This is a genomic window from Micromonospora sp. HUAS YX12, from assembly GCF_040215685.1.
Taxonomy (GTDB): Bacteria; Actinomycetota; Actinomycetes; order Mycobacteriales; family Micromonosporaceae; genus Micromonospora; species Micromonospora tulbaghiae.
In genome coordinates this window covers 2,067,502-2,089,894 of record NZ_CP157974.1, presented here as the reverse complement: position 1 = coordinate 2,089,894, position 22,393 = coordinate 2,067,502, and the positions used below count along the sequence as shown (strand labels likewise).

The following is a 22,393-nucleotide window of genomic DNA, read 5'->3' as shown; positions in this document are numbered from 1 at the left end:
GCCGTGGCGGACCGCCCCTTCTTCGTACTCTCGATCAGGCCTCGACGGACCGGCGGCGGGCGACCTCGGCGAGCGTGACCGCGGCGGCGACGCTGGCGTTGAGCGACTCCACGTCGGAGACCATCGGGATGCTGACGGTCAGGTCGCAGGTCTCCCCGACCAGGCGGGACAGCCCGCGACCCTCCGAGCCGACCACCACGACGAGCGGGCCGACGGCGGCCTCCAGGTCGTACAGGTCGGTCTGTCCGTCGGCGTCCAGGCCGACCACGACGAAGCCGGCGTCCTGGCACGCCTTGAGCGACCGGGTCAGGTTGGTGACCTGGGCGACCGGCACGCGCGCGGCCGCGCCGGCGCTGGTCCGCCAGGCGGTCGCGGTGATCCCGGCGGCACGCCGTTCGGGTACGAAGACACCCTGCGCGCCGAACGCCGCGGCCGACCGGATGACCGCGCCGAGGTTGCGCGGGTCGGTGACGCCGTCCAGCGCGACCAGCAGCGGAGCGGCCTGCTCCAGCGCGGCGGCGACCAGGTCGTCGAACGGCTCGTAGGCGAACGGCGGCACCTGGAGGCCGACGCCCTGGTGCAGCACCCCGCCGGTCATACGGTCCAGCTCGGCACGGCTGACCTCGAGGATCGCGATGCCGCGGTCGGCGGCGGTGCGGATGATCTCCTTGACCCGGTCGTCGACGTCGATGCCCTGCGCGGTGTAGAGCGCGGTCGCGGGCACCTGGGTGCGCAGCGACTCCAGCACCGGGTTGCGCCCGACCAGCAGTTCCGGGCTGTCCTTCGCCGGGTTGGCCTTGCGGCCCGGCGCGACCCGGGGACCACCCCGGCCGCCGGCCGGCTTGCCACCCCGGCCCTTGGTCGTGGGCGTGCCCCGGCCACCGCCCCTGCCCCAGGTGGTGTCCTTGGTGCCGGGCTGACCGATCTTGGGTGCGCGGCCCTCCTCGGCGGCGGCGCGGCGCTCCTTGTCCTGCTTCCAGGCGGTGCGCTGGGGCAGCTTCTCGGTGCCCGAGTACGCCTTGTGCCAGGGCCGCTCGTCGGCGGGCAGCGTGCGGCCCCGCCCGGCGAGCGAGTCCTTGTTCTTGCCACCGGTGCCCTTGGGGGCGCCCGCCTTCGGCGTCAGTCGCCGGCCACGGCGCTGCGAGTTGCCGGCCATCAGTCCTGCTCTCCAATAGTCCAACGCGGGCCCTGGGGGGTGTCCTCGACGACCACGCCGGCCTGCTTGAGCTGGTCGCGTACGGCGTCGGCGGCAGCCCAGTCCTTGCGGCTGCGGGCCTGCGCGCGCTGCTCCAGGGCCAGCGCGATCAGGGAGTCCACCACGCCGCGCAGGTCGTCCGTGCGGCCGCCGCCGGTCCAGGCCGGGTCCAGGGGGTCGACGCCGAGGATATCCAGCATCGCCCGGGTGGCGGCCAGCGTCGTGCGGACGGTCACATCGTCACCGGCGGTGAGCGCGGTGTTGCCGTCGCGGACCACCTCGTGCAGCGCCGCCAGCGCCGCCGACGTGTTGAGGTCGTCGTCCATCGCGGCCACGAAGCCGGCCGGCAGGTCGCCGGGCCGGCCCGGGCCGACCCGCTCGGCCGCCCGCTGGACGAAGCCCTCGATCCGTCGGTACGCGACGGCGGCCTCGCGCAGCGCGTCCTCGGAGTAGTCGATGCGGGACCGGTAGTGCGCGGCCACGTAGTAGTAGCGCAGCTCCACCGGGCGGACGCCGAGCGAGGCCACGTAGTCGAGGTCGAGCGTGTTGCCGAGCGACTTGCCCATCTTGGTGCCGCCGATGCCGAGCAGGCCGTGGTGCACCCAGTAGCGGGCGAACGGCAGGTCGGCGGCCTGCGACTGGGCGATCTCGTTCTCGTGGTGCGGGAACGTCAGGTCGAGCCCGCCGCCGTGGATGTCGAACTCGGGGCCCAGGTAGCGCCAGCACATGGCCGAGCACTCGATGTGCCAGCCGGGGCGTCCGCGGCCCCACGGCGACGGCCAGTAGGCGTCGGCCGGTTCGCCCGGTTTGGCGCCCTTCCAGAGCGCGAAGTCACGCGGATCCCGCTTGCCGCGGTCGGGGGCGTCACCGGCGGGCTGCATGTCCGCCGGGGACTGGCCGGACAGCGAGCCGTACGCGGGCCAGGAGGCCACGTCGAAGTAGACGTCGCCGGAGCCGTCGGTGGCCGGGTAGGCGTGGCCGGTCTCGATCAGCCGGGCGATCAGCTCGTGCATCTCCGGGATGTGCCCGGTGGCCCGCGGCTCGTACGTGGGCGGGAGCACGTTGAGCGCCAGGTAGGAGGCGGTGAGGATCTGCTCGTTCGCGTACGCGATCGACCAGAACGGCCGGCCCTGCTCCATCGCCTTGGCCAGGACCTTGTCGTCGATGTCGGTCAGGTTGCGGATGAACGTGACCTCGAAGCCCTTGCTCATCAGCCAGCGGCGCAGCACGTCGTAGTTGACGCCGGAGCGAAGGTGGCCGATGTGCGGCGGGGCCTGGAGCGTGAGGCCACACAGGTAGACCCCCACCTTGCCGGCTTCCCGCGGGACGAAGTCCCGCACCGATCGGGTGGCGGTGTCATACAGGCGTAGCGTCACCTCACAAGGGTAGCCGTCCGCACATTTCCGGGTTGGCCGGAGCCGGGTCGTACGCTGCGTGCTGTGGACACGGCGGCGCGCACGGGAGAGACGGCACAGACCCTGGACCGGGGCCTGCGGCTGCTGCACCTGGTCGCGGACGCGCCGGGCGGGCTCACGGTCACCGAGGCGGCGCACCGGCTGGGCATCGGCCGGGCCGCCGTCTACCGGCTGGTCGGCGCGCTGACCGGCCACGGGATGCTCCGGCGCGACGGCGAGGGCCGTCTGCGCATCGGCGTGGGCGTGCTGCATCTGGCCCGCCGCGCCCAGCCGCTGCTGGCCGAGGGGGCGCTGCCCGCGCTGCGCCGGCTCGCCGAGGGCACCGGGGCGACCGCCCACCTGACAGTCGTCGAGGGCGGCGAGGGGGTCGCGCTCGCGGTGGTCGAGCCGAGTTGGACGTCGTTCCACGTGGCGTACCGGACCGGCACCCGGCACCCGCTGGAGCGGGGGGCCGCCGGCCGGGCGGTGCTGGCCGGGCGGGCCGGCGATCCGGGGCCGGTGAGCACCAGCGGCGAACTTCAGTCAGGCGCGTACGGGGTGGCGGCGCCGGTGCTCGGCGTGCCGGGCCTGGAGGGCAGCGTCGGGGTGGTGTCGCTGACCCCGCTCGACGTGGCGGACGTCGGCGCCCAGGTCACCGCCGCCGCCGAGGCGGTCGCCGCCGCGCTCTCCTGACCCCGCATGCCCCCACGCCCCCACGCCGTCACGCCCTCGCGCCCTCGCGCCCTCGCGCCAGCTCGGGGAAGTGGCTGCATCAACGCGGCCCGGACACCGCCACCTCCCCGAGGTGGAGTCGATCAAGCCAGCTCAAGGCACCGGCGGCCACACGGCCCAGCCCACCCCGGAACCCTCACAACACCACGCCGAAGTGGCTGGAACCCGCCCTTCTCCACACATCCTCGCGCCAGCTCGGCGAAGTGGCTGCATCAACGCGGCCCGGATGCCGGCACCTCCCCGAAGTGGAGTGGATCATGCGCTGATCGAGGGCCATAGCACACGGACAGGGGCGGTCGGGGGTTGTCCACAGGGCGCGGCGGGTGGCACGGCTGCGGCTGTCCACAGGGGTACCGATCTCGACCCGTACGCCGCCACGCTCGTCACATGCCACCTCATCCTCATCGACCACCGGAGTTGGCCTGGCAGGTCTTCCGGGGCTCGGAAGCGATCCGGCGCGGGCTGCTGTCCCGGCATCATCTGCGGGGCGCGTCCTGGATCCGGCTCCGGCAGGACGTCTACGCCGACGCGCGGCTCGACCGCGACCACGCGCTGGCCTGCCGCGCGGCGCTGCTACGCATGCCACCCGGTGCGGCGATCGCCGGCCCTTCGGCGGCCTACCTGCACGGGGTCGAGCACGCCGCCGACTTCACCGACGACGTGCACGTCCTGCTGCCGGCCACGGTCCGGGCCGACTCCCAGCCGGGTGTCCGGGTGCACCACGCCCCGATGTCGAGCACCCGCAGCGGCCTCCTGGTCCCCGTCGGCGCCGCCGCGCGAACGAGCCCACCCGCAAGCACGAGGTCGCCCGTCGCGGCGTCGTCCGCGGCGGACCGCCCACCGGGCACACCGGGCCGGACCAGATCGCCGAATCCGGCCGACTCCCGCAGGGCGCCCGGACCGCACGGCCCGGCCACCCCGCCGGCTTCAACCGCCGCATTGAACCCGTTCGCGGGGTCGTACCCCGGCGCGGAAATGATCCTGGCCGGGCCGACGCCCCGCACCGAGCCGGCCGCCTGCGCGTGGGAGACAGCGGTCTGGGCCGATCCCGTGAAGGCGGTCGGCATCATCGACGGGCTGCTGCGTACCGGTTCGGTGAACCGGTCGGCACTGGCGAGCGAGGCGGCCCGGAACGCCTGCCGCCCCGGTGGGCGGCGGGCGGCGTGGGTGTTCGGCCTGACCGACGGGCTGGCCCAGTCCCCGCCCGAGTCCCACCTGCGGGTCCGTCTCGTCCTCGCCGGCCTGCCCCGCCCGGTGGCCCAGTATCCGGTGCGGGTGTCGACCGGCCTGATCCTGCACCCCGACCTGGCCTGGCCGGAGTTCCGGGTCGCCGTCGAGTACGACGGTCAGTGGCACTCCGACGCGGACCGGATGCATCTCGACCGGCGGCGGCTCGGCCAGCTCGTCGCGGCCGGCTGGCTGGTGCTGCACGTGACCGGCCGCCGTCTGCGCAAGGAGTTCCCCGCCCTGGTGCGGGAGATCCGTGCCGCACTGGTGGCCCGGGGATGGCGGCCGTGACACCCGCCGTCGTCTGGCACCCCGGAACGCCGAGGTGGCGGCGTCCGGGAACTCCGGACACCGCCACCTCGGGGAAACAGTCGTTACGGTCGTACGTTCGGCTTGACCGGGGTCTTCACCGCGGCGTAGGCATCGACGATGCCGTAGCCGTAGAAGCCGTTGAAGTTCAGCGAGCCCGCGCAGTACGCGTCGAACTCGGTGCTCCGGCCCTCGTTGGTGTAGCTCTGCAGCCGCGGCTCCGGGCAGGCGTGCTCGGCCGCCGTCCGGTAGAGGTGCTGCTCGACCAGGTTCGGCGCCATGCCGTAGCCGTCGCGGCCCTCCTTCTTGCCGTGCTTGCTCACGATCAGCGCCGCCACGCCCGAGACGTGCGGGGACGCCATCGAGGTGCCCTGGAGGTAGGTGTAGTAGCCACACTCACCCTTGGCGGTGCACTGCTTGAACACCGAGTTCTCGAAGCCGGCGACGATGTCGCCGTTCTCGTCGACCGCCCCCTCCTCCTGGAGCACCTTCTTCGGGTACGTGGAGAGGATCATGTTGGCGTCGGTGCGGAACGTGTCGGTGCCGAAGCCGTCCCGGAACCAGCCGCCCGGCGCCGCCACCGAGATCTGCTCGGTGCCGTAGTTCGAGTAGTCGGCCTTCTTGCCGGACGGGCCGACCGCCGACACGCCGATCACGTGCGGGCCCTCGACCGGCAGATCCCAGCAGGTCGCGTTGTCGATCGGGCGCGGGTACGGGTCGGCGCCGTAGTCCGGGCTGCTCACGTCGGTGCGCGGCGCGCCCAGGTCCTCGTGGTTGTTGCCGAGCGAGCCGACGAGCGTGACGCCCTTGCGGTGGGCGAAGTTCAGCGCCCGCTTCATCGCCTCGATGATGGTGCGCTGCTCGGCCTGCGCCTCCGGCGAGTCGGCCGGGTTGGCGGTGCAGTTGTAGAGCCACGGGTCGACGTAGAAGGACATGTTGACCACGTCCAGCCCGGAGCGGCCCGCGTGCACCAGGGCGTTCACCACCGGGTTGAGGAAGAAGTAGCCGCTGTCCTGGCCACCCTTCAGCTCGACCAGGGAGACGTTCGGGGCCACGCCGGAGAGGCCGAAGCCGTTCGCGGCGGCGCCGATGGTGCCGGCCACGTGCGTGCCGTGCCCGCCGTCGTCGGTGCCGACCGGGTCGAGGCAGCTCGCCACCTCGCACGGGCCGTCGACCTCGGGGATGTCCGGGGCGAAGTTGCGCGACAGCGCCCAGTTGAAGTTCGGCGCCAGGTCGGGCTGGCCCGCGTCGACGCCGGTGTCCAGGATGCCGACAGTGACCCGGCGGTCGCCCGGCTCGATCTTGCGGGCCTTGTCGGCCCGGATCATGTCCAGACCCCAGAGCTTGTCGTCCAGCGGGTCCATCTTCTTGCCGTTGTTCCTGGCGGCCTTGCCCTTGGTCGCCGCGGCGGCCAGCAGGTGCTCCTGCTCGACCCGGTCCAGCTTCGGCTTGCGGCCGATCGCCTTCTCCTCAGCCGCGCCGACCAGCGCGCCGGCCGCGGTGGCCCGGCTGGCGAAGTCCGCCCGGTCGCTGGTGACCTGGAACAGGCCGACGTCGTCGGTGCGGGCGACGACCTTGCCACCGGCCGCGGTGATCGCGGCGACCGCGGCGTCGCCGGAGACACCGCTCTCGGCCAGCACGGTGAAGGTCCGGGTCTCCGAGGGCGCGGCGTTCGCCGGAATGCTCAGACCGGTCACCGTGAGTGCCAGCGAGGCCGCAGCCGCGACCGCGCCGACGGTGAAGCGCTTGCTCACCACATCAGATCCTCTCGTTGAGGGACGTGGTGTCATCCCACATCACGGGAGCCGGTTCCGCCAGATCGGCGTCCGTTATCGGCCGCAACTAGGCATTCGCGGTTGTCAAGGTGGTGAGCACCGTGGACAGTCCGGCAAGTGTGGACACCTCGGCGTCCGGTTCGAGGCCGCGCGGGCGGGGCAGTCCGGCCCGGTTGAGCCAGACGGCACGCAGCCCGGCCCGCTGCGCGGCGACCACGTCGTGCTCCGGCGAGTCGCCCACGTGGACGATCCGCGCGGCGGGCAGTCCGGTCGCCGCCACCACCGCCGCGAAGAACTCCGGCGCCGGCTTCTTGGGCAGGCCGCCCTCGTGCGCGTACACCTCGAAGGCGAACTGCCCGGCGAGGCCGCAGCGTTCGGCGCGGCTGTTGCCGTTCGTGGCGAAGCCCAGCACGTGGTGCGGGCGCAGTGCCGCCAGCGCGGGCAGCACGTCCGGGAAGGGGCGGCTCAGCGCGTACCGGCGGTCGAAGAACAACGCCGCGAACTCGTCCAGGTCCGCCTCCAGCCCGGCCCGGGCCAGCGACCGGGTCAGGGCGGCCCGCCGGATCTCCTGCACCGGGGCGGCGCTGAGCGCGCCGAAGACCGCACCCCAGTCCCCCTCCAGGTCCGCGAGCACCACCCCGGCCGCCGCCGGGGTCCGCCGCCGCATCTCCTCGAGTACGGCGACGAGCGCGCCGGTGACCGCCGGGCGCAGGTCGACGAGTGTCTCGTCGGCGTCGAAGACGACGGCGCCGCGCGGCCCGCTCATCGCTCGCCGGCCAGCACCGGCTCGGCGGGCGCGGACGCCGCCGGTGTGCCCCGCAGTTCGTCCGCCCGGACCAGGGCGACGCCACCGAGGATGAGTACGCCGCCGGCCAGCTGGATCAGGCTGGGCAGCTCGTCGAGCACCAGCCAGGCGATCAGCACCGCGAACATCACCTCGGTCAGCCCCACGAAGGAGGACAGCCGCGCCCCGAGCAGCCGGGTGCCGGCGACACCGGCCAGGTACGCGACCACGGCGGCGATCAGCGACAGCCCGGCGATCGGCACCAGCCAGCTCACCCGGTGCCCGCCGAAGGTGACGTCGGCGGTGCCGGCGGCGAGCGGCAGCGCTCCGATGCCGCCGAGCAGCAGCAGCGCCAGCGCGCCGACGGCCATGCCGCCGCTGGCCATCACCACCGAGGGCAGGCCCGCGTCGATCCGGCCGGCGATGACGAAGTATCCGGCCAGCCCGACGCCCGCGCCGAGGCCCCAGAGCACGCCCACCGGGTCGAGCCGCCCGGCACCGGTGAGGTCGAGGACGAGCACCAGCCCGCACAGGGCGGTGACCGAGCCGGCCACTGTGAGCAGCCGGGGGCGCTGCCCGTGGACCAGCCACATCCATCCGACCACGAGCACGATGCCGAGGTATTCCAGCAGGAGCGCCACGCCGACCGGGAGGTAGCGGACCGCGTTGAAGAAGCACGCCTGCGCCGTGGCCACGCCGAGCAGCCCGAACAGCACGACGCTCACCGCGTTGCGGCGCAGCACCGCCCACCTGCCGCGCAGCGCCAGCAGGGCGGGGACGGCGAGCACCAGTGCGGCGATGCCGACCCGGGCGATCACCACCGCGACCGCCGACCACTCGCCGGTGATCAGCGGGCGGGCGAAGGTGCCCGAGGTGGCGAACGTGATCGCGGAGAGCAGTGCCAGACCGAGCCCGGCCCCGGACCGTTCACGCATCGGAGCTCCTGGTCATGAGTGAAGGGAGGTTATGCTGATGACGCTAGGCGGAGCCTCCGACAGGAGTCAAGTTGCTTTTCGCTCATGACACCGAATGCGCGCTGGTCGCCGCCGCCGCGCTGGTGAACACCGCCGGCGACGACCGGGACGGGCTGCCCGACGTGGCAGCCCTGGACGCCTTCTTCACCACCCACGGGTGGAGCGGCCGGCACGAGCACACCGACGCCGAACTGCGCCAGGTCCGCGCGCTGCGGCCCCGGCTGCGCCGCATCTGGTACGCCGACACCGACGAGGTGGTGGCGATCGTCAACGGGCTGCTGCGCGAGTCGCACGCGCTGCCGCAGCTCGTCCGGCACGACGACGAGCCGTACCACGTGCACGCCGTGCCGCGGGACGCGCCGCTGGCGACCCGGATGGCGGTCGAGGCCGCGATGGCGATGGCCGACCTGGTCCGGATGGGCGAGCTGAGCCGGCTGCGGCACTGCGACCACCCCGACTGCGACAACGTGCTGGTCGACCTGTCCCGGAACCGGTCCCGCCGGTTCTGCGACGCCGGGTGCGGGAACCGGGCCGCGGTGAGCGCCTACCGGGCCCGCAGGGCCGCCGCGTCCCACTCCTGACGGGTCGCGGGCCAGGCGTCGCGGCTCAGCTCGTACTCCACCTCGCCGTGCTCCGTACCCGGGATCGGGTCGTCGAAGGCCAGGTGGAACGTGCGGACGTAGCGCAACCCGGCGCGGGTCATGACCGCGCGGGAGCGGTCGTTGACCGCCATCGTCTGAGCCCACACCCGGCGGACGCCGACCGTGTCGAACGCGTGCCGCACCAGCGCCCGCGCGCCCTCGGTGGCCAGCCCGTGTCCCCACGTCGCGCGGCGCAGCCGGTAGCCCAGCTCCGCCTCGGCGCCGTCGTCGGACGGGTCGAGCGAGTGCCAGCCGAGGAACTCGCCGGTGAACCGGTCGAGCGTCGCCCAGCGGCCGAGCCCGGGGTGCCGGGCGTACTGCGCGAGCACCCGGGGCAGCACCTCGTCCCGGTACGTCCCGGCCGGGGTCGGCGCGCCGCCCGTCAGGAAGCGCATGACCGCCGGGTCGGCGTCCAGCGCCACCAGCCGGTCCACGTCGTCCATCGTGAACCGGCGCAGCGTCAGCCGCGCGGTCTCCAGCAACACGCCGCCGTCGTCACGCACGGTCGGATCATGCCGCGCCCACCGTGACGGGTCGAGGCAATTACCGGCGCCGGCTCAGGGGTGGGTCATCCGGAGCAGGTCCAGGGCCTCGTCCAGCTGGGTCTCGGTGAGCTTGCCCGAGTCGACGTGCCCCCGGGAGATCACCACCTCGCGGATGGACACCTGCTTGGCCAGCGCCTCCTTGGCGATCGAGGCGGCCTCGTCGTACCCGAGGTGGCGGTTGAGCGGGGTGACGATCGACGGCGAGCCCTCCGCGTACGCCAGACAGACCTCGGCGTCCGCGACCAGGCCGGCCACCAGCCGCTCGGCGAACAGCCGGCTGGACGCGGCGATCAGCTTGATCGACTCCAGCAGGTTGCGGCCCATCACCGGAAGCATCACGTTCAGCTCGAAGTCGCCCTGCGACCCGGCGAAGGCCACCGCCGCGTCGTTGCCGATCACCTGGGCGCAGACCTGCCGCATCGCCTCGGCCACCACCGGGTTCACCTTGCCCGGCATGATCGACGACCCCGGCTGGAGGTCGGGGATGCGCAGCTCACGCAGCCCGGCGCGCGGGCCGGAGCCCATCCAGCGCACGTCGTTGGCGATCTTGTAGAGGCCGACCGCGACGGTACGGAGCTGGCCGGACGTCTCCACCAGAGCGTCCCGGGCACCCTGCGCCTCGAAGTGGTTGCGCGCCTCGGTCAGCGGCAGCCCGGTCGACTCCCGCAGCTTGCCGATCACCCGGTCGGCGAAGCCCAGCGGCGTGTTGATGCCGGTGCCCACAGCGGTGCCGCCCAGCGGCAGCTCGGCCAGCCGGGGCAGCACCGACTCCAGCCGCTCGACGCCGTAGCGCACCTGGGCGGCGTAGCCGCCGAACTCCTGCCCGAGCGTGACCGGCGTGGCGTCCATCAGGTGGGTACGCCCGGCCTTGACCACCGTCTCGAACTCGGCCGCCTTCTCCTCCAGCGCGCCCGCGAGCTGCTTCAGCGACGGGATCAGATCCTCCACCACGAACTGGGTGGCGGCCAGGTGGATCGAGGTGGGGAACACGTCGTTGCTGGACTGCGACGCGTTGACGTGGTCGTTCGGGTGCACGTCGCGGCCCAGCCCCCGGCTCGCCAGCGTGGCGATCACCTCGTTGGTGTTCATGTTGGACGACGTGCCGGAGCCGGTCTGGAACACGTCCACCGGGAACTGGTCGTCGTAGCCGCCATCGGCCACGTGCGCGGCGGCGGTGGCGATCGCCTGCGCCACGTCCGCGTCGATCACTCCCAGCTCACCGTTGACCAGGGCGGCCGCACCCTTGATCTGCGCCAGGGCCTTGATCTGGGCCGGTTCCAGCCCGCGCCCGGAGATCGGGAAGTTCTGCACCGCGCGCTGGGTCTGCGCCCGCCACAGCGCCTCGGCGGGCACCTCCACCTCGCCCATCGAGTCGCGTTCGATCCGGTAGCCGGTCGCCTCTGGAGTCGTCACGCGTTCCATCCTGCCGCGCCGCCGGTCGGCGTGCAGGGAAAGTGGCGCGGCCCTCAGCCCAGCTCGGCGAGCAGCTTCTCGGTCTCCCGCCGGTCCGGCGAATCGACCTGGCGGAACAGCGCCAGCGCCCGCCCGGCGTACCGGCGGGCCTGGCCGGCGTCGGTGTGGCGCAGGCACCGGGCGAGGCCGTCCAGGGCCCGGGCCTGCTCGTAGCGCAGGCTCAGGCGCGTGGCGTCGCCGAGCACCCGGCGGTACAGGTCGATCGCGGCGTCGATGTCGCCCAGATCGTGCAGGGCACGGGCGAGGAGGTTACGGGAGGCGCACTGCCCGATCCGGTCCCCCGCGTCGGTCATCGCGAGCAGGGCGGCCCGGTGCTGGGCGGCGGCCTCGGCCGGGCGGCCCTCCTCACGTTCCATCATGCCGATCTCGTTGAGGATCTCCCCCTCACCGAACCGGTTCGCGGTGACACGCTTCAGGTGCAGTGCCGCCCGGAGCAGCCGGCGGGCCGGCCCCCGGTGACCCAGGCGGTGCCGGATCATGCCGAGGTGGCCGAGCGCGTTGGAGGTGTGCCGTGGATCGCCCGCCTCCCTCGCCAGGACGACGTGCCGGCGGGCCGCCCGGAGGGCCGGGTCGAACCGGCCGCGGAACAGCTCGGCGATCGACAGCATGTTGAACAGGCTGGACAGGGTCGCCGCGTCGTCCGGGTAGCGGCTGATCCGCAGCGCCTCGTCGACGTAGCGGACGCTACGCTCCGCGTCGTCGGCCCCGAAACACGCCGCCGCGAGGTTGCCGAGCGCCAGGACCTGCTCCCGGCGCAGGCCGAGCCGGCGGTACCTGTCGACGACCGCCTCCATCAACCGGATCGCCTCCGGAAAGTCCCCCAGCCGGAACTTCGCCGAGGCGAGGTAGTTCATGGTGATGGCCGCGGCCTCCTCGTCCCCCGACTCGACGGCGGCGCGCAGCGCCACGTCATGCGTCTCGACCAGTTCGTCGAGGTGGCCACCGACGAAGTTGGACCACCAGCACGCCCGGGTCAGCTTCCAGCAGTACGCCGAAAGGCCCTCCGACTCGGCCAGGTGCACCAGTCCGACGAGGGTCGCCCGGTTCTCGTCGAACCAGGACTGACCCGGCCGGTCCTGGACCGGCAGCAGATCGGGACGCCGCGGCGGCGGGAAGGCGACCTGTGTCAGCGCGCTCAGCTTCGGCTCGGCGACGATCGCCAGGCCGACCGCCACCTGAAGGTGATGGTCGAGCAGGTCGGCCGCTGCCGCCCGGCGCTCGTCCGGATGCCCGGTCTCGGCCAGCAACCGGCGGGCGTACTCCCGGAGCAGGTCGTGGAGGCGGAACCGGCCCGGCGCGGTCTCCTCGGCCAGGTGCACGTCCACCAGCTCGTCCAGCAGGTTCTGCGCCTCCGGCAGTGGCACGTCGGCGAGCGCCGCCGCCACCCGGTTGTCGAACCGTACGCCGGGGTGGAGTCCGAGCAACCGGAACAGTCGCCGGGCCGGTGCCGACACCTGCGCGTACGAGAGCGTGAAGGCATCGCCGACGGAGCGCTCGCCGACCGCCAGCTCGGCCAGTGAATCCTGCGCCTCGGCCAGCCGCCGCGCCAGGTCGGCGACCCGCCAGTGCGGGCGGTGCGCGAGCCGGGAACCGGCCAGCCGGATGGCGAGCGGCAGATGACCGCACCGCCGGGCCACCTCGGCGGCGGCCGCCGGTTCGGCACCGACCCGGTCGGCGCCGACGATCCGGCCGAGCAGCTCGACGGCCTCGTCCGGGTCCAGGACGGGCAGCGAGTGAGGACGCCCCTCGTCCAGGCCGGCCAGCCGGCGCCGGCTGGTCACCAGCACGAGATTGTCCGGACCGCTGGGCAGCAGCGCCGCGGCCTGGGCGGCGCTCGCCGCGTTGTCGAGCACCACCACGGCCCGCCGGTCGGCCAGCTCGGAGCGCCACATCGCCAGCCGGTCCTCCGCGTCGACCGGCACCCGTTCGGCGGGCACGCCGAGCTGTCGCAGCAGGGTGGCCGCGGCCGCCGCGGGGGTCAGTGGGCTGCGCTCGCTGTAGCCGTGCAGGTCGATGAAGAGTTCCGCGTCGGGGAACCGCTCGCGCAACGCGGTCGCGACCTGGACGGCGAGGGTCGTCTTGCCGCTGCCGGCCATCCCGTCGATCAGGTACAGCCGCGTCCCCTCCTCGACGATGTCCTTGACCAGCCGCGCCATGCTCTGCTGACGGCCGGTGAAGTCCCCGATGGCCCGGGGCAGCGTGCGTACGGGCGCCGCAGGGCGCGAGCCCGCCGCCTCGTCACCGGCCAGCACCCGCTGGTGCAGTTCCTGCAACGTTGCGCCGGGCTCGATGCCCAGCTCCTCGGCGTAGATCCGCCGGCCCTCCCGGTAGACGGCGAGCGCGTCCGCCTGCCGGCCGGCCGCCGAGAGGGCCAGCATCAGCTGTCCCCGCAGCCGTTCCCGCAGCGGGTGGTGTTCGACCGCCTCGGCGAGCTCGTCGACCAGCTCGGTCCCCCGGCGCAGCCGCAGCTCGACGTCGACGCAGTCCTCCAGCACGGCGAGCCGTTGCTCGTCGAGCGCCTGGGCCCGCAGTCGCACCAGCCGGGCCGGGATACCGGCGAGCGCCGGACCGCGCCACAGCGCCAGCGCGGCCCGGTAGTGGCGGCGGGCCTCGGCCGGCCGGCCGGCGGCGGCCTCGGCGCGGGCCGTCTCCACGGCACGGGCGAACATGTCGGCGTCGAGGTCGCCGGGCTCGATCCGGATGCCGTAGCCCGCCGGGTCGGTGACGATCGTGTCGGCCGGAAGCCCGAGCGCCGCGAACCGCTGCCGCAGCCGGGACACGCAGATCTGGAGCTGGGTCCGTGCCGTCGCCGGGGGACGTTCCTCCCAGACGGCGTCGACCAGATCCTCCACCGGCACCACCCGGCCGGGGCGCAGCAACAGCATGGCGAGCACGGTTCGGTCCCGGCCCGCGGTGACGGTGGCGTCGCCGCCGCCGACCCGCAAGGGCCCCAAGATCCCGAATCGCATCCGCGCCCCCGCCTGCCGCCATGCAACTTCCAGCAGCGTAGCCCGGCGGTCACCGAGCGGCGCGACGAGGCGATAGCGATCCGATAGCGACGGCACACAGACTCGTCACGGGTTGTCGGTGACGGCATCCGACGGGGGCGGTGCGCCTGTCCGGCCACTCGGCCGGGCAGGCGCACCGATGTCGATGCACGACGGACGCGCCGAGGGGCGCCCGGGACATTCCCGGGCGCCCCTCGCGTACGTCCGCCGTCAGCGCCGGCCGACGGTGAGCACCGGCTTGGTGACCTCGGCGAAGAAGTCGTTGCCCTTGTCGTCGACGACGATGAAGGCGGGGAAGTCCTCCACCTCGATCTTCCAGACCGCCTCCATGCCCAGCTCGGCGTATTCGAGCACCTCGACGTGCTTGATGCAGTCCTGCGCCAGGCGGGCGGCCGGGCCGCCGATCGAGCCGAGGTAGAAGCCGCCGTGGGCCTGGCAGGAGCGGGTGACCTGGGCGGACCGGTTGCCCTTCGCCAGCATCACCATCGAGCCGCCGGCCGCCTGGAACTTCTCCACGTACGCGTCCATCCGGCCGGCGGTGGTGGGGCCGAACGAGCCGGAGGCGTAGCCCTCGGGGGTCTTGGCCGGGCCGGCGTAGTAGACCGCGTGGTCGCGGAGGTACTGCGGCATCGGCTCGCCCGCGTCCAGCCGCTCGGCGATCTTCGCGTGCGCGATGTCCCGGGCGACGACGAGCGGGCCGCTCAGGGACAGCCGGGTCTTCACCGGGTACTTCGACAGCTCGGCCCGGATCTCGTCCATCGGCCGGTTCAGGTCGACGCGGACGACCTCCTCGGTCTCCAGCGTCTCGTCGGTCACGTCGGGCAGGAACCGCGCCGGGTCGGTTTCGAGTCGCTCCAGCCAGACGCCCGACGGGGTGATCTTCGCCACCGCCTGCCGGTCGGCCGAGCAGGAGACCGCGATCGCCACCGGGCAGGAGGCGCCGTGCCGGGGCAGCCGGACCACCCGTACGTCGTGGCAGAAGTAGCGCCCGCCGAACTGCGCGCCGATGCCGAAGTTGCGGGTCAGCTCCAGCACCTCGGCCTCCAGCTCCAGGTCACGGAAGCCGTGCGCGCTCATCGAGCCCTCGGTGGGCAGCGCGTCGAGGTACTTCGCGGAGGCGTACTTCGCGGTCTTCAGCGCGTACTCGGCGGAGGTGCCGCCGATGACGACGGCCAGGTGGTACGGCGGGCAGGCCGCGGTGCCGATGAGCCGCAGCTTCTCCTCCAGGAACTGCATCATCCGCGTCGGGTTCAGCAGCGCCTTGGTCTCCTGGTAGAGGTAGGACTTGTTGGCCGAGCCGCCGCCCTTGGCCATGAAGAGGAACTTGTACGCGTCGGCGTGGCCGTCCGGATCCTCGGCGTACAGCTCCACCTGGGCGGGCAGGTTGCTGCCGGTGTTCCGCTCGTCCCACATGGTCAGCGGGGCGAGCTGGGAGTAGCGCAGGTTCAGCCGGGTGTACGCCTGGTAGACGCCGCGCGAGATCGCCTCCGCGTCGGTGCCGTCGGTGAGCACGTGCCGGCCGCGCTTGCCCATCACGATCGCGGTGCCGGTGTCCTGGCACATCGGCAGCACGCCGCCGGCCGCGATGTTGGCGTTACGCAGCAGGTCGAGCGCGACGAAGCGGTCGTTCGGCGAGGCCGCCGGATCGTCGATGATCGACCGGAGCTGAGCCAGGTGGGCCGGGCGCAGGAAGTGGGCGATGTCGTGCATCGCCTCCGCCGTCAGCGCGGTCAGCGCGCCCGGATCCACGGTGAGGAACCGGCGGCCTCCCGGGCCGTTGACGACGTCCACGCCCTCGTCGGTGACCAGGCGGTATTCGGTCTGGTCGGGACCGGTCGGCAGCAGGGGTGCGTACGAGAAGGCGGCGGCACTGCTCATGACCGAAAAGCCTAGGGCAGAGCTGTCGATCGGTGGCACCCGCAGGTGGGTCGTGGGACGACGCTCTCACCGCTGTCACTTGCCGCCGGCGCAGAGTTCGTTCTTCGGCCCGCAACTTCCCTGGTCGTTGGGCTGGCGCCCGCTGCCTGCCGGGTCCGGCGCCACCGGCGCGCCGTCCTGGTCCGGCCCCGGCGCCTCGCCCGTGCCGGCGCCCCAGCGGACGTACCCGATCTCCCGGCCCTCGCCGATGATCATGCCGTTCGGGCCGACCGCCAGCGCGTTCGCCGAGGTACGCAGCTCGGCCAGCATCCGGCCCTCCCGCGGCTCGACAGCGATCAGCCGGGACGGCTTCTCCTCGCTGATCACCGCCGCGTACGGGGTGAGCGCCGCACCGCTCTTGCCGCCCGCCGGCCGGGTCCAGCGGGTCCGGTCGGCTGACAGTTCCCGCCCGAGCAGCGAGCCCTTGTCGGCGCTGCGCACCACCGCGTAGCGGTCGTCCACTGCGAGCAGCTTCTCGCCGTCCGCGCCGACCTGGAGCAGCCGGCCGTCGTACCCGTCGAGCACCGCCTCACGGCCGTCCGGGGCGACCCCGATGATCACGTTGCGCCCGCCCTGCGGATCCTCCCGCTGCACGCAACCGGCGTAGTCGGCGGTGCGCAGGTTGATCCCGGTACGCCGCCACACCTGCTGGCCGGTGGCCGGGTCCACGGCGGTCACCGCGTAGTAGCAGCTCCCGTCGCGGGAGGTGGCCGCGATCCGCAGCAGCCGGCCGCCGACCACTGCCAGCCGTTCCTCCCGGCCGGGCTGGACGTTCTGGAGCACCCGGCCGGTGGCGGTGTCCACCACGTGCACCCGGCCGTCGACCGGGAAGCCGAGCAGCGGCGGCACGGACTCCGGCCCGGCCACCCCGCCGTCGATCCGGGTGGCGCCGAGCCGCCGGGTGCCGAGGAGTTCCGGGTTGTCGGCGAGCACGCCGCTGTGCACGCCGGGCAGGAACGCGCTCCACAGCGGAGCGGTGCCGCGCGGCTCCCAGGCGCGCAGCGTGCAGTCGGTGGCCTGCACGCAGTACGCGTCCAGCAGCAGGTTCCGGTAGGTCCAGACGGCGATCGCGCGGTCGTCGCGGCGGCGGGTCACGCCGCTGACCGGGTCGAGCACCTCGTACCCCTTGTCGAGCAGCCGGCCCACGGCGACGACCGACTCCCGGCCGCTGCCCGCGACCGCCGACCAGTCGGCCTTGCGCTCCCACAGCCGGCCGCCGTCGGCGAGGTTGCGCGCCTCGATGCGGGTGCGCTGCTCGACGATCACGGTGTCGCCGGCGATGGTGACGCTGCGCGGCGTGCCGCCGACGCGCTGCTGCCAGACCACGTCCGGCTCGGAGATCGGCTTGCTGCGGTCGACCCAGTCCCACAGCGCCGGGAACGGGTTCCAGACGCCTGTCGCGGCGAGGACGACCACGGTGACGAGCCCGAGCAGCAACCAGCCGCGTACCCCTAGGCCCTTCACACCGCACACGGTAGCGACGATCACCGGTCCCCCGGGCCGCGTGCGGGGCGTGTCGCGGCGCTTCTTGGGCGGTCCGGGGTGTTAATAAGGGGCCCTTCCACCTCCGGAGGCGTTAATAGGGGGCCCTTCCTTACCCGCGGGCGGCGGAGCGGACGAGCGGCAGCGTCCGGTACGGGATCTGCTCGGCCAGCGCGATGATGGTGGAGGCGCGCCGGATGCCCTCCGAGGCGACGATCTGGTCGATGACCCGCTGGAGGTCGGTGTTCGACCGGGCGACGATCCGGCAGAGCAGGTCGCTGGAGCCGGTGATGGTGTGCGCCTCCAGCACCTCGGGGATCGCGGCCAGGTGCGCGGTGACCTGGTCGTGGCCGTGCCGCTGGCTGATCTCCAGGGTGACGAAGCTGGTCACCCCGAAGCCGATCGCGGCGGGGGTGATGTCCGGCCCGAACCCGGTGACCACACCCCGGCCGACGAGCTTGTCGAGGCGGGCCTGCACCGTGCCGCGGGCCACGCCGAGCCGCCGGGAGCACTCCAGCACGCCGATCCGGGGCTCCTCCGCCAGCAGTTCGATCAAGCGGGCGTCCAGCTCGTCGAGCTGTACATCCTGACCAGTGTTCATGGTGTCCGACGGTACCGAATGCACAACCTGACCAGGAATATCACCAACTGTTGCCCAACTCACCGTGGCCCGTAGATCCTCGCCGGAAGAGCACATCCACGGCGGCCCACGAGGCCGGCCGGTACGCGAGGGAGGCCACCATGACCCAGGCGATCGACCGACCCCAGTCGACCGAGGAGGTCGACGTCGACGCTCTCGTCGGCGCAGTCGACCACGACATCACCCGCGACCCGTTCCCGGTCAAGGGCATGGACCACGTCCACTTCCTGGTGGGCAACGCCAAGCAGGCCGCGCACTACTACTCCACCGCGTTCGGCATGACCTGCGTGGCGTACCGGGGGCCGGAGCAGGGCTACCGGGACCACGCGCAGTACGTGCTGACCAGCGGGTCGGCCCGCTTCGTGCTGACCGGCGCGGTCCGCCCGGACGCCGACGGCGCCGAGCACGTGACGAAGCACAGCGACGGCGTCTCCGACATCGCGCTGGAGGTGCCGGACGTGGACGCCGCGTACGCGCACGCCGTGGCGCAGGGCGCGACCGGCCTGGTCGAGCCGCACGACGTCAGCGACGAGCACGGCACCGTGCGGATGGCGTCCATCGCCGCGTACGGCGACACCCGGCACAGCCTGGTCGACCGGTCCCGCTACACCGGCCCGTTCCTGCCCGGCTTCGTGGCCCGCGGACCGATCGTGGACCGGCAGCCGATGATCGACGCCGGCATCCAGCCGAAGCGGTTCTTCCAGGCGGTCGACCACGTGGTCGGCAACGTGGAGCTGGGCCGGATGGACGAGTGGGTCGAGTTCTACAAGCGCGTCATGGGCTTCTCGAACATGGCCGAGTTCATCGGCGACGACATCGCCACCGACTACTCGGCGCTGATGAGCAAGGTCGTCGCCAACGGCACCCGCAAGGTGAAGTTCCCGCTCAACGAGCCGGCCGTGGCCCGCAAGAAGTCGCAGATCGACGAGTACCTGGAGTTCTACCAGGGCCCCGGCGCCCAGCACATCGCGGTGGCCACCAACGACATCCTGGCCAGCGTGGACGCCATGCGCGCGGCGGGCGTGGAGTTCCTGGACACCCCGGACTCGTACTACGAGGATCCGGAGCTGCGCGCCCGCATCGGCGAGGTCCGGGTGCCGATCGAGGAGCTTCAGTCCCGCAAGATCCTGGTCGACCGGGACGAGGACGGCTACCTGCTCCAGATCTTCACCAAGCCGGTCCAGGACCGTCCCACCGTCTTCTTCGAGCTGATCGAGCGCCACGGCTCGCTCGGCTTCGGCAAGGGCAACTTCAAGGCCCTGTTCGAGGCGATCGAGCGCGAGCAGGAGAAGCGCGGGAACCTGTAACACTGTCCGCGTGACCCAGCCTCCTCCGTACCCGACGCCGCCACCCGCCGGACATCCACCCGCGGGCGGCGGCTTCGCGCCGCCCGGCGGACCGGCGGTGCCCGCGCAGCACATTCCCCCGGGGTACGCCGGCCCGCCCGGCTACCCGCCGCCCGGTCACCTCCCACCCGGGTACGCCCCGGCGCCCGTCCCGCCCCCGGTGGCGCCGAACGGGCAGCCGCTGGCGGGCTTCGGCGACCGGCTGCTCGCCTACCTGATCGACACCGCCGTCGCCACGGCGGTGGCGATGGCGCTGTTCGTGCCGGTCTTCTTCCTCGTCTTCTTCCGGATGATCGACGAGATGGAGCAGGCCGGCCCGGAGGGACCGGACCCGGCGACGTTCTGGACGGATGTCTTCCTGCCGCTGCTCGCCGCGGAACTCGGCGTCCTGCTGCTGATGCTCGCCTTCTACTGGGTCTACCACGTCGAGTACGCCCGCCGGACCGGGCAGACGCTCGGCAAGAAGGTGATGAAGCTACGGATCGTGCCGGTGCAGCCGGACGCCCCGCTGACCCGGGGCATGCTCGGCAAGCGCTGGGTCGTCGAGTTCGCCGGCGGGATGTTCGTGCCGTTCCTCAGCTACCTCGACGGTTTCTGGCAACTCTGGGACAAGCCCTGGCAGCAGTGCCTCCACGACAAGTTCGCCGGGACGGTCGTCGTTAAGGTTGGCCCGTGAGCGCGAGGAGTGAGCCGGGTCTGCGAGCCCCGCAGTCGCGAGCAAGGACGGCATCGTGAGTTTGGAACCCGGCTGGTACGTCGACCCCGCCGACACGGAGACCCGCAGGTGGTGGGACGGCGAGGGCTGGATCGGCGCGCCGATCCCGGTCGACGTCACCCCGCCCGACGGCCCGCCGCCCGCCGAGCCCGAGCCCGCGCCGGCCACCGCGACGCCCGCCGCCGACCAGCCGGTCTCCGGTCCCGGCCGCCCCGACGCGACCCCGACGTCCGGCACGCCCGGCGGGCCGGGCCCGTGGCCGGGTCAGCCGGGTCAGCCCGGCCAGGCCGGCCCGTGGCCGGGACAGCCGGGTCAACCGAACCCCTGGCCGGGCCAGCCGGGCCAGCCCGGACAGGCCGGGCCGGGTATGCAGGGACCGCCGCCGGGCTGGCCGTACCCGCACTGGCCGGGCGCACAGCCGATCCCGCGCCCGCACGGACTGCCGCTGGCGTCGTACGGCGCCCGGCTGGTCGCGCGCCTGATCGACCTGGGCATCGTGTTCCTGCTCAACGCCGTGGTCAACGGCTGGTTCGTCTGGCGCTACGTCGAGGCCGTCTCCCCGTACCTGCGTGAATCGGTGCGCCGGGCGCTCAACGGCGACACGTCCACCGAGGGGCTGCCCCAGATCGACGACCAGGCCGGCGGCCTCCAGATCGCCATCCTGGTGATCGCCACCGCGCTCTGGTACGCGTACGAGGTGCCGTCGATGGCGGCGCGCGGTCAGACCTTCGGCAAGCGGCTGATGGGCGTACGCGCGCTGCCGGTCGAGGCGGACCAGCCGCTCGGCTTCGGCCGGGCCACCCGGCGCTGGAGCACGCTCGGCCTGCCGACCCTGCTCTGGTACTGCTGCGGACTGGGCCTGCTGCTCCAGCTCATCGACGCGATCTCGCCCCTGTTCGACCACCCGCTGCGCCAGGCCCTGCACGACAAGCGGGCGCAGACGGTGGTGGTCCAGCTCCCCCGCAAGCGTGACACCAGTACCGCCCCGCCCGAGAGCGCCGACACCCCGGGAGACACCCCATGACCGAGACCGGACGCCACCAGCCTGCGCTGCGGCTCACCCGCGCCGACCTGGACGCGCTGCCCAACTACGTGCCCGGCCGCAGCCCGGCCGACCTGGCCCGGGAGCTGGGCCTGGCCGAGGCGATCAAGCTGGCGAGCAACGAGGTGCCGTACGGCCCGCTGCCGGGCGTGGTGGAGGCGGTCGCCGAGGCGGTCGCCGGTTCGCACCGCTACCCGGACATAGGCGTGGTGGCGCTGCGTCAGGCGCTCGCCGAGCGGTACGGCGTGGACGCCGACCGGATCGCCACCGGCTGCGGTTCGGTGGCGCTGGCCGAGCACCTGGTACGCGCCACCTGCCTGCCCGGTGACGAGCTGCTCTACTCGTGGCGCTCCTTCGAGGCGTACCCGATCATCGCGGCGACCAGCGGCGCGACGAGCGTGCGGGTGCCGAACGACGCCGGCCACGGGCACGACCTTTCCGCGATGGCGGCGGCGGTGACCGACCGGACCCGGATGGTCCTGGTCTGCAACCCGAACAACCCCACCGGTACGGCGGTACGCCGGGCCGAGCTGGACCGCTTCCTCGACGCGATGCCGGACGACGTGCTCGTGGTGATCGACGAGGCGTACCGGGAGTTCGTCACCGACCCGGAGGTGCCGGACGGCCTGACCTACCTGGACCGGCCGAACGTGGCGGTGCTGCGCACGCTGTCCAAGGCGTGGGGCCTGGCCGGCCTGCGGATCGGCTGGCTGGTCGCGGCGCCGGAGGTGGCCGCCGCCGTGCGCAAGGTGGTCACCCCGTTCTCCACCAGCATGGCCGCCCAGGCCGGCGCGCTCGCCGCGCTGGCCCAGGCCGACGAGATGGAGCGGCGCTGCGCGCTGGTCGTGGCCGAGCGGGACCGGGTCACCGAGGCGCTGCGCAAGTTCGTGCCGGACGTGCCGGACAGCCAGGCCAACTTCGTCTGGCTGCCGCTGGGCGAGCGGGCGGTGGAGTTCGGCCGGGCGTGCGAGGCGCGCGGCGTGATCGTCCGGCCGTTCCCGGGCGACGGCGTCCGGGTCACCATCGGCACCCCGGCCGAGAACGACGCGTTCCTGGCCGCCGCCGAGGCCGCGCTGGCCTGACCGGGCACGCCCGGCGCCGGTCCGTCAACCCCCTACGGACCGGCGCCGGGCATCTTCGTCCGACCGATCAGACAAGAGAACTATAGGTGCTTTTGTCCTTTTTGTGACTTGA

18 protein-coding genes are annotated in these 22,393 nt (G+C 73.1%); 7 read left to right on the top strand and 11 right to left on the bottom strand.

Features of this window, described 5'->3' with window-relative positions:
- Positions 1-34: 34 nt before the first annotated feature.
- Together rlmB and cysS are read right to left on the bottom strand one after the other, a co-directional pair.
- Positions 35-1,156, bottom strand: coding sequence for a 23S rRNA (guanosine(2251)-2'-O)-methyltransferase RlmB (gene rlmB / locus ABIH81_RS10245; RefSeq protein WP_349880063.1), 1,122 nt, complete (start codon positions 1,154-1,156; stop codon positions 35-37).
- A complete protein-coding gene (gene cysS / locus ABIH81_RS10240) occupies positions 1,156-2,571 on the bottom strand; it encodes a cysteine--tRNA ligase (protein ID WP_349880062.1) in 1,416 nt (471 codons plus the stop codon). The genes rlmB and cysS overlap by 1 nt, the downstream gene beginning before the upstream one ends.
- A 63-nt stretch (positions 2,572-2,634) precedes the next feature.
- On the opposite strand from cysS, the gene ABIH81_RS10235 reads away from it, so the two are divergent.
- Positions 2,635-3,282 (top strand): helix-turn-helix domain-containing protein, encoded by a 648-nt coding sequence (locus tag ABIH81_RS10235; protein WP_047891141.1) that lies wholly within the window; start codon positions 2,635-2,637, stop codon positions 3,280-3,282.
- Between the two features lie 426 nt (positions 3,283-3,708).
- Positions 3,709-4,839, top strand: coding sequence for a hypothetical protein (locus tag ABIH81_RS10230; RefSeq protein WP_349880061.1), 1,131 nt, complete (start codon positions 3,709-3,711; stop codon positions 4,837-4,839).
- Positions 4,840-4,922: 83 nt separating this feature from the next.
- Here ABIH81_RS10230 and ABIH81_RS10225 read toward each other — a convergent pair whose 3' ends face one another.
- From ABIH81_RS10225 to ABIH81_RS10215, 3 genes are all read right to left on the bottom strand, one after another.
- Positions 4,923-6,611 (bottom strand): S8 family serine peptidase, encoded by a 1,689-nt coding sequence (locus tag ABIH81_RS10225; protein ID WP_349880060.1) that lies wholly within the window; start codon positions 6,609-6,611, stop codon positions 4,923-4,925.
- Positions 6,612-6,699: 88 nt separating this feature from the next.
- Positions 6,700-7,398, bottom strand: a complete 699-nt coding sequence (locus tag ABIH81_RS10220) for an HAD family hydrolase (RefSeq protein WP_349880059.1) — start codon at positions 7,396-7,398, stop codon at positions 6,700-6,702.
- Positions 7,395-8,351: an EamA family transporter gene (locus ABIH81_RS10215; protein WP_349880058.1), complete on the bottom strand. Its 957-nt coding sequence runs from the start codon at positions 8,349-8,351 to the stop codon at positions 7,395-7,397. Before ABIH81_RS10215 ends, ABIH81_RS10220 begins: the two co-directional genes overlap by 4 nt.
- Before the next feature lie 71 nt (positions 8,352-8,422).
- Between ABIH81_RS10215 and ABIH81_RS10210 the strand changes: the two genes are divergently transcribed.
- Positions 8,423-8,971: a CGNR zinc finger domain-containing protein gene (locus ABIH81_RS10210; RefSeq protein WP_349880057.1), complete on the top strand. Its 549-nt coding sequence runs from the start codon at positions 8,423-8,425 to the stop codon at positions 8,969-8,971.
- Here the strand turns inward: ABIH81_RS10210 and ABIH81_RS10205 are convergent.
- From ABIH81_RS10205 to ABIH81_RS10180, 6 genes are all read right to left on the bottom strand, one after another.
- On the bottom strand, positions 8,935-9,534 hold the full coding sequence (locus tag ABIH81_RS10205) for a GNAT family N-acetyltransferase (protein WP_349880056.1): 600 nt from the start codon (positions 9,532-9,534) through the stop codon (positions 8,935-8,937). The two genes, ABIH81_RS10210 and ABIH81_RS10205, sit on opposite strands and share 37 nt — an antisense overlap.
- A gap of 54 nt (positions 9,535-9,588) precedes the next feature.
- The gene (locus ABIH81_RS10200) at positions 9,589-10,998 is read right to left on the bottom strand and encodes a class II fumarate hydratase (protein WP_349880055.1); all 1,410 of its coding nucleotides are present in this window, start codon (positions 10,996-10,998) and stop codon (positions 9,589-9,591) included.
- A gap of 44 nt (positions 10,999-11,042) precedes the next feature.
- Positions 11,043-14,018: a BTAD domain-containing putative transcriptional regulator gene (locus ABIH81_RS10195; protein WP_349880054.1), complete on the bottom strand. Its 2,976-nt coding sequence runs from the start codon at positions 14,016-14,018 to the stop codon at positions 11,043-11,045.
- A 249-nt stretch (positions 14,019-14,267) separates the two neighbouring features.
- On the bottom strand, positions 14,268-15,935 hold the full coding sequence (locus ABIH81_RS10190; protein WP_349880053.1) for a fumarate hydratase: 1,668 nt from the start codon (positions 15,933-15,935) through the stop codon (positions 14,268-14,270).
- Positions 15,936-16,010: 75 nt separating this feature from the next.
- A complete protein-coding gene (locus ABIH81_RS10185; protein ID WP_349880052.1) occupies positions 16,011-17,447 on the bottom strand; it encodes a PQQ-binding-like beta-propeller repeat protein in 1,437 nt (478 codons plus the stop codon).
- Positions 17,448-17,568: 121 nt separating this feature from the next.
- Positions 17,569-18,057, bottom strand: a complete 489-nt coding sequence (locus ABIH81_RS10180; protein WP_013288920.1) for an Lrp/AsnC family transcriptional regulator — start codon at positions 18,055-18,057, stop codon at positions 17,569-17,571.
- 140 nt (positions 18,058-18,197) lie between these two features.
- Between ABIH81_RS10180 and hppD the strand changes: the two genes are divergently transcribed.
- Genes hppD through hisC form a run of 4 tightly spaced genes read left to right on the top strand, consistent with a single transcriptional unit; the run spans position 18,198 to position 22,281 of the window.
- Positions 18,198-19,403, top strand: a complete 1,206-nt coding sequence (gene hppD, locus ABIH81_RS10175; RefSeq protein ID WP_349880051.1) for a 4-hydroxyphenylpyruvate dioxygenase — start codon at positions 18,198-18,200, stop codon at positions 19,401-19,403.
- 10 nt (positions 19,404-19,413) lie between these two features.
- Positions 19,414-20,118 (top strand): RDD family protein, encoded by a 705-nt coding sequence (locus ABIH81_RS10170; RefSeq protein WP_349880050.1) that lies wholly within the window; start codon positions 19,414-19,416, stop codon positions 20,116-20,118.
- A 55-nt stretch (positions 20,119-20,173) separates the two neighbouring features.
- On the top strand, positions 20,174-21,181 hold the full coding sequence (locus ABIH81_RS10165; RefSeq protein WP_349880049.1) for an RDD family protein: 1,008 nt from the start codon (positions 20,174-20,176) through the stop codon (positions 21,179-21,181).
- Positions 21,178-22,281, top strand: a complete 1,104-nt coding sequence (hisC, locus tag ABIH81_RS10160) for a histidinol-phosphate transaminase (RefSeq protein ID WP_349880048.1) — start codon at positions 21,178-21,180, stop codon at positions 22,279-22,281. The genes ABIH81_RS10165 and hisC overlap by 4 nt, the downstream gene beginning before the upstream one ends.
- Positions 22,282-22,393: the final 112 nt, after the last annotated feature.

Bases quoted from the DNA above. Each gene is read 5' to 3' on its own strand.
- ABIH81_RS10215 (WP_349880058.1), bottom strand. From the start codon at position 8,351: ATGCGTGAACGGTCCGGGGCCGGGCTCGGTCTGGCACTGCTCTCCGCG.
- ABIH81_RS10220 (WP_349880059.1), bottom strand. From the start codon at position 7,398: ATGAGCGGGCCGCGCGGCGCCGTCGTCTTCGACGCCGACGAGACACTC.
- hppD (WP_349880051.1), top strand. From the start codon at position 18,198: ATGACCCAGGCGATCGACCGACCCCAGTCGACCGAGGAGGTCGACGTC.
- ABIH81_RS10195 (WP_349880054.1), bottom strand. From the start codon at position 14,018: ATGCGATTCGGGATCTTGGGGCCCTTGCGGGTCGGCGGCGGCGACGCC.
- rlmB (WP_349880063.1), bottom strand. From the start codon at position 1,156: ATGGCCGGCAACTCGCAGCGCCGTGGCCGGCGACTGACGCCGAAGGCG.
- ABIH81_RS10230 (WP_349880061.1), top strand. From the start codon at position 3,709: ATGCCACCTCATCCTCATCGACCACCGGAGTTGGCCTGGCAGGTCTTC.
- ABIH81_RS10190 (WP_349880053.1), bottom strand. From the start codon at position 15,935: ATGAGCAGTGCCGCCGCCTTCTCGTACGCACCCCTGCTGCCGACCGGT.
- ABIH81_RS10200 (WP_349880055.1), bottom strand. From the start codon at position 10,998: ATGGAACGCGTGACGACTCCAGAGGCGACCGGCTACCGGATCGAACGC.
- hisC (WP_349880048.1), top strand. From the start codon at position 21,178: ATGACCGAGACCGGACGCCACCAGCCTGCGCTGCGGCTCACCCGCGCC.
- ABIH81_RS10180 (WP_013288920.1), bottom strand. From the start codon at position 18,057: ATGAACACTGGTCAGGATGTACAGCTCGACGAGCTGGACGCCCGCTTG.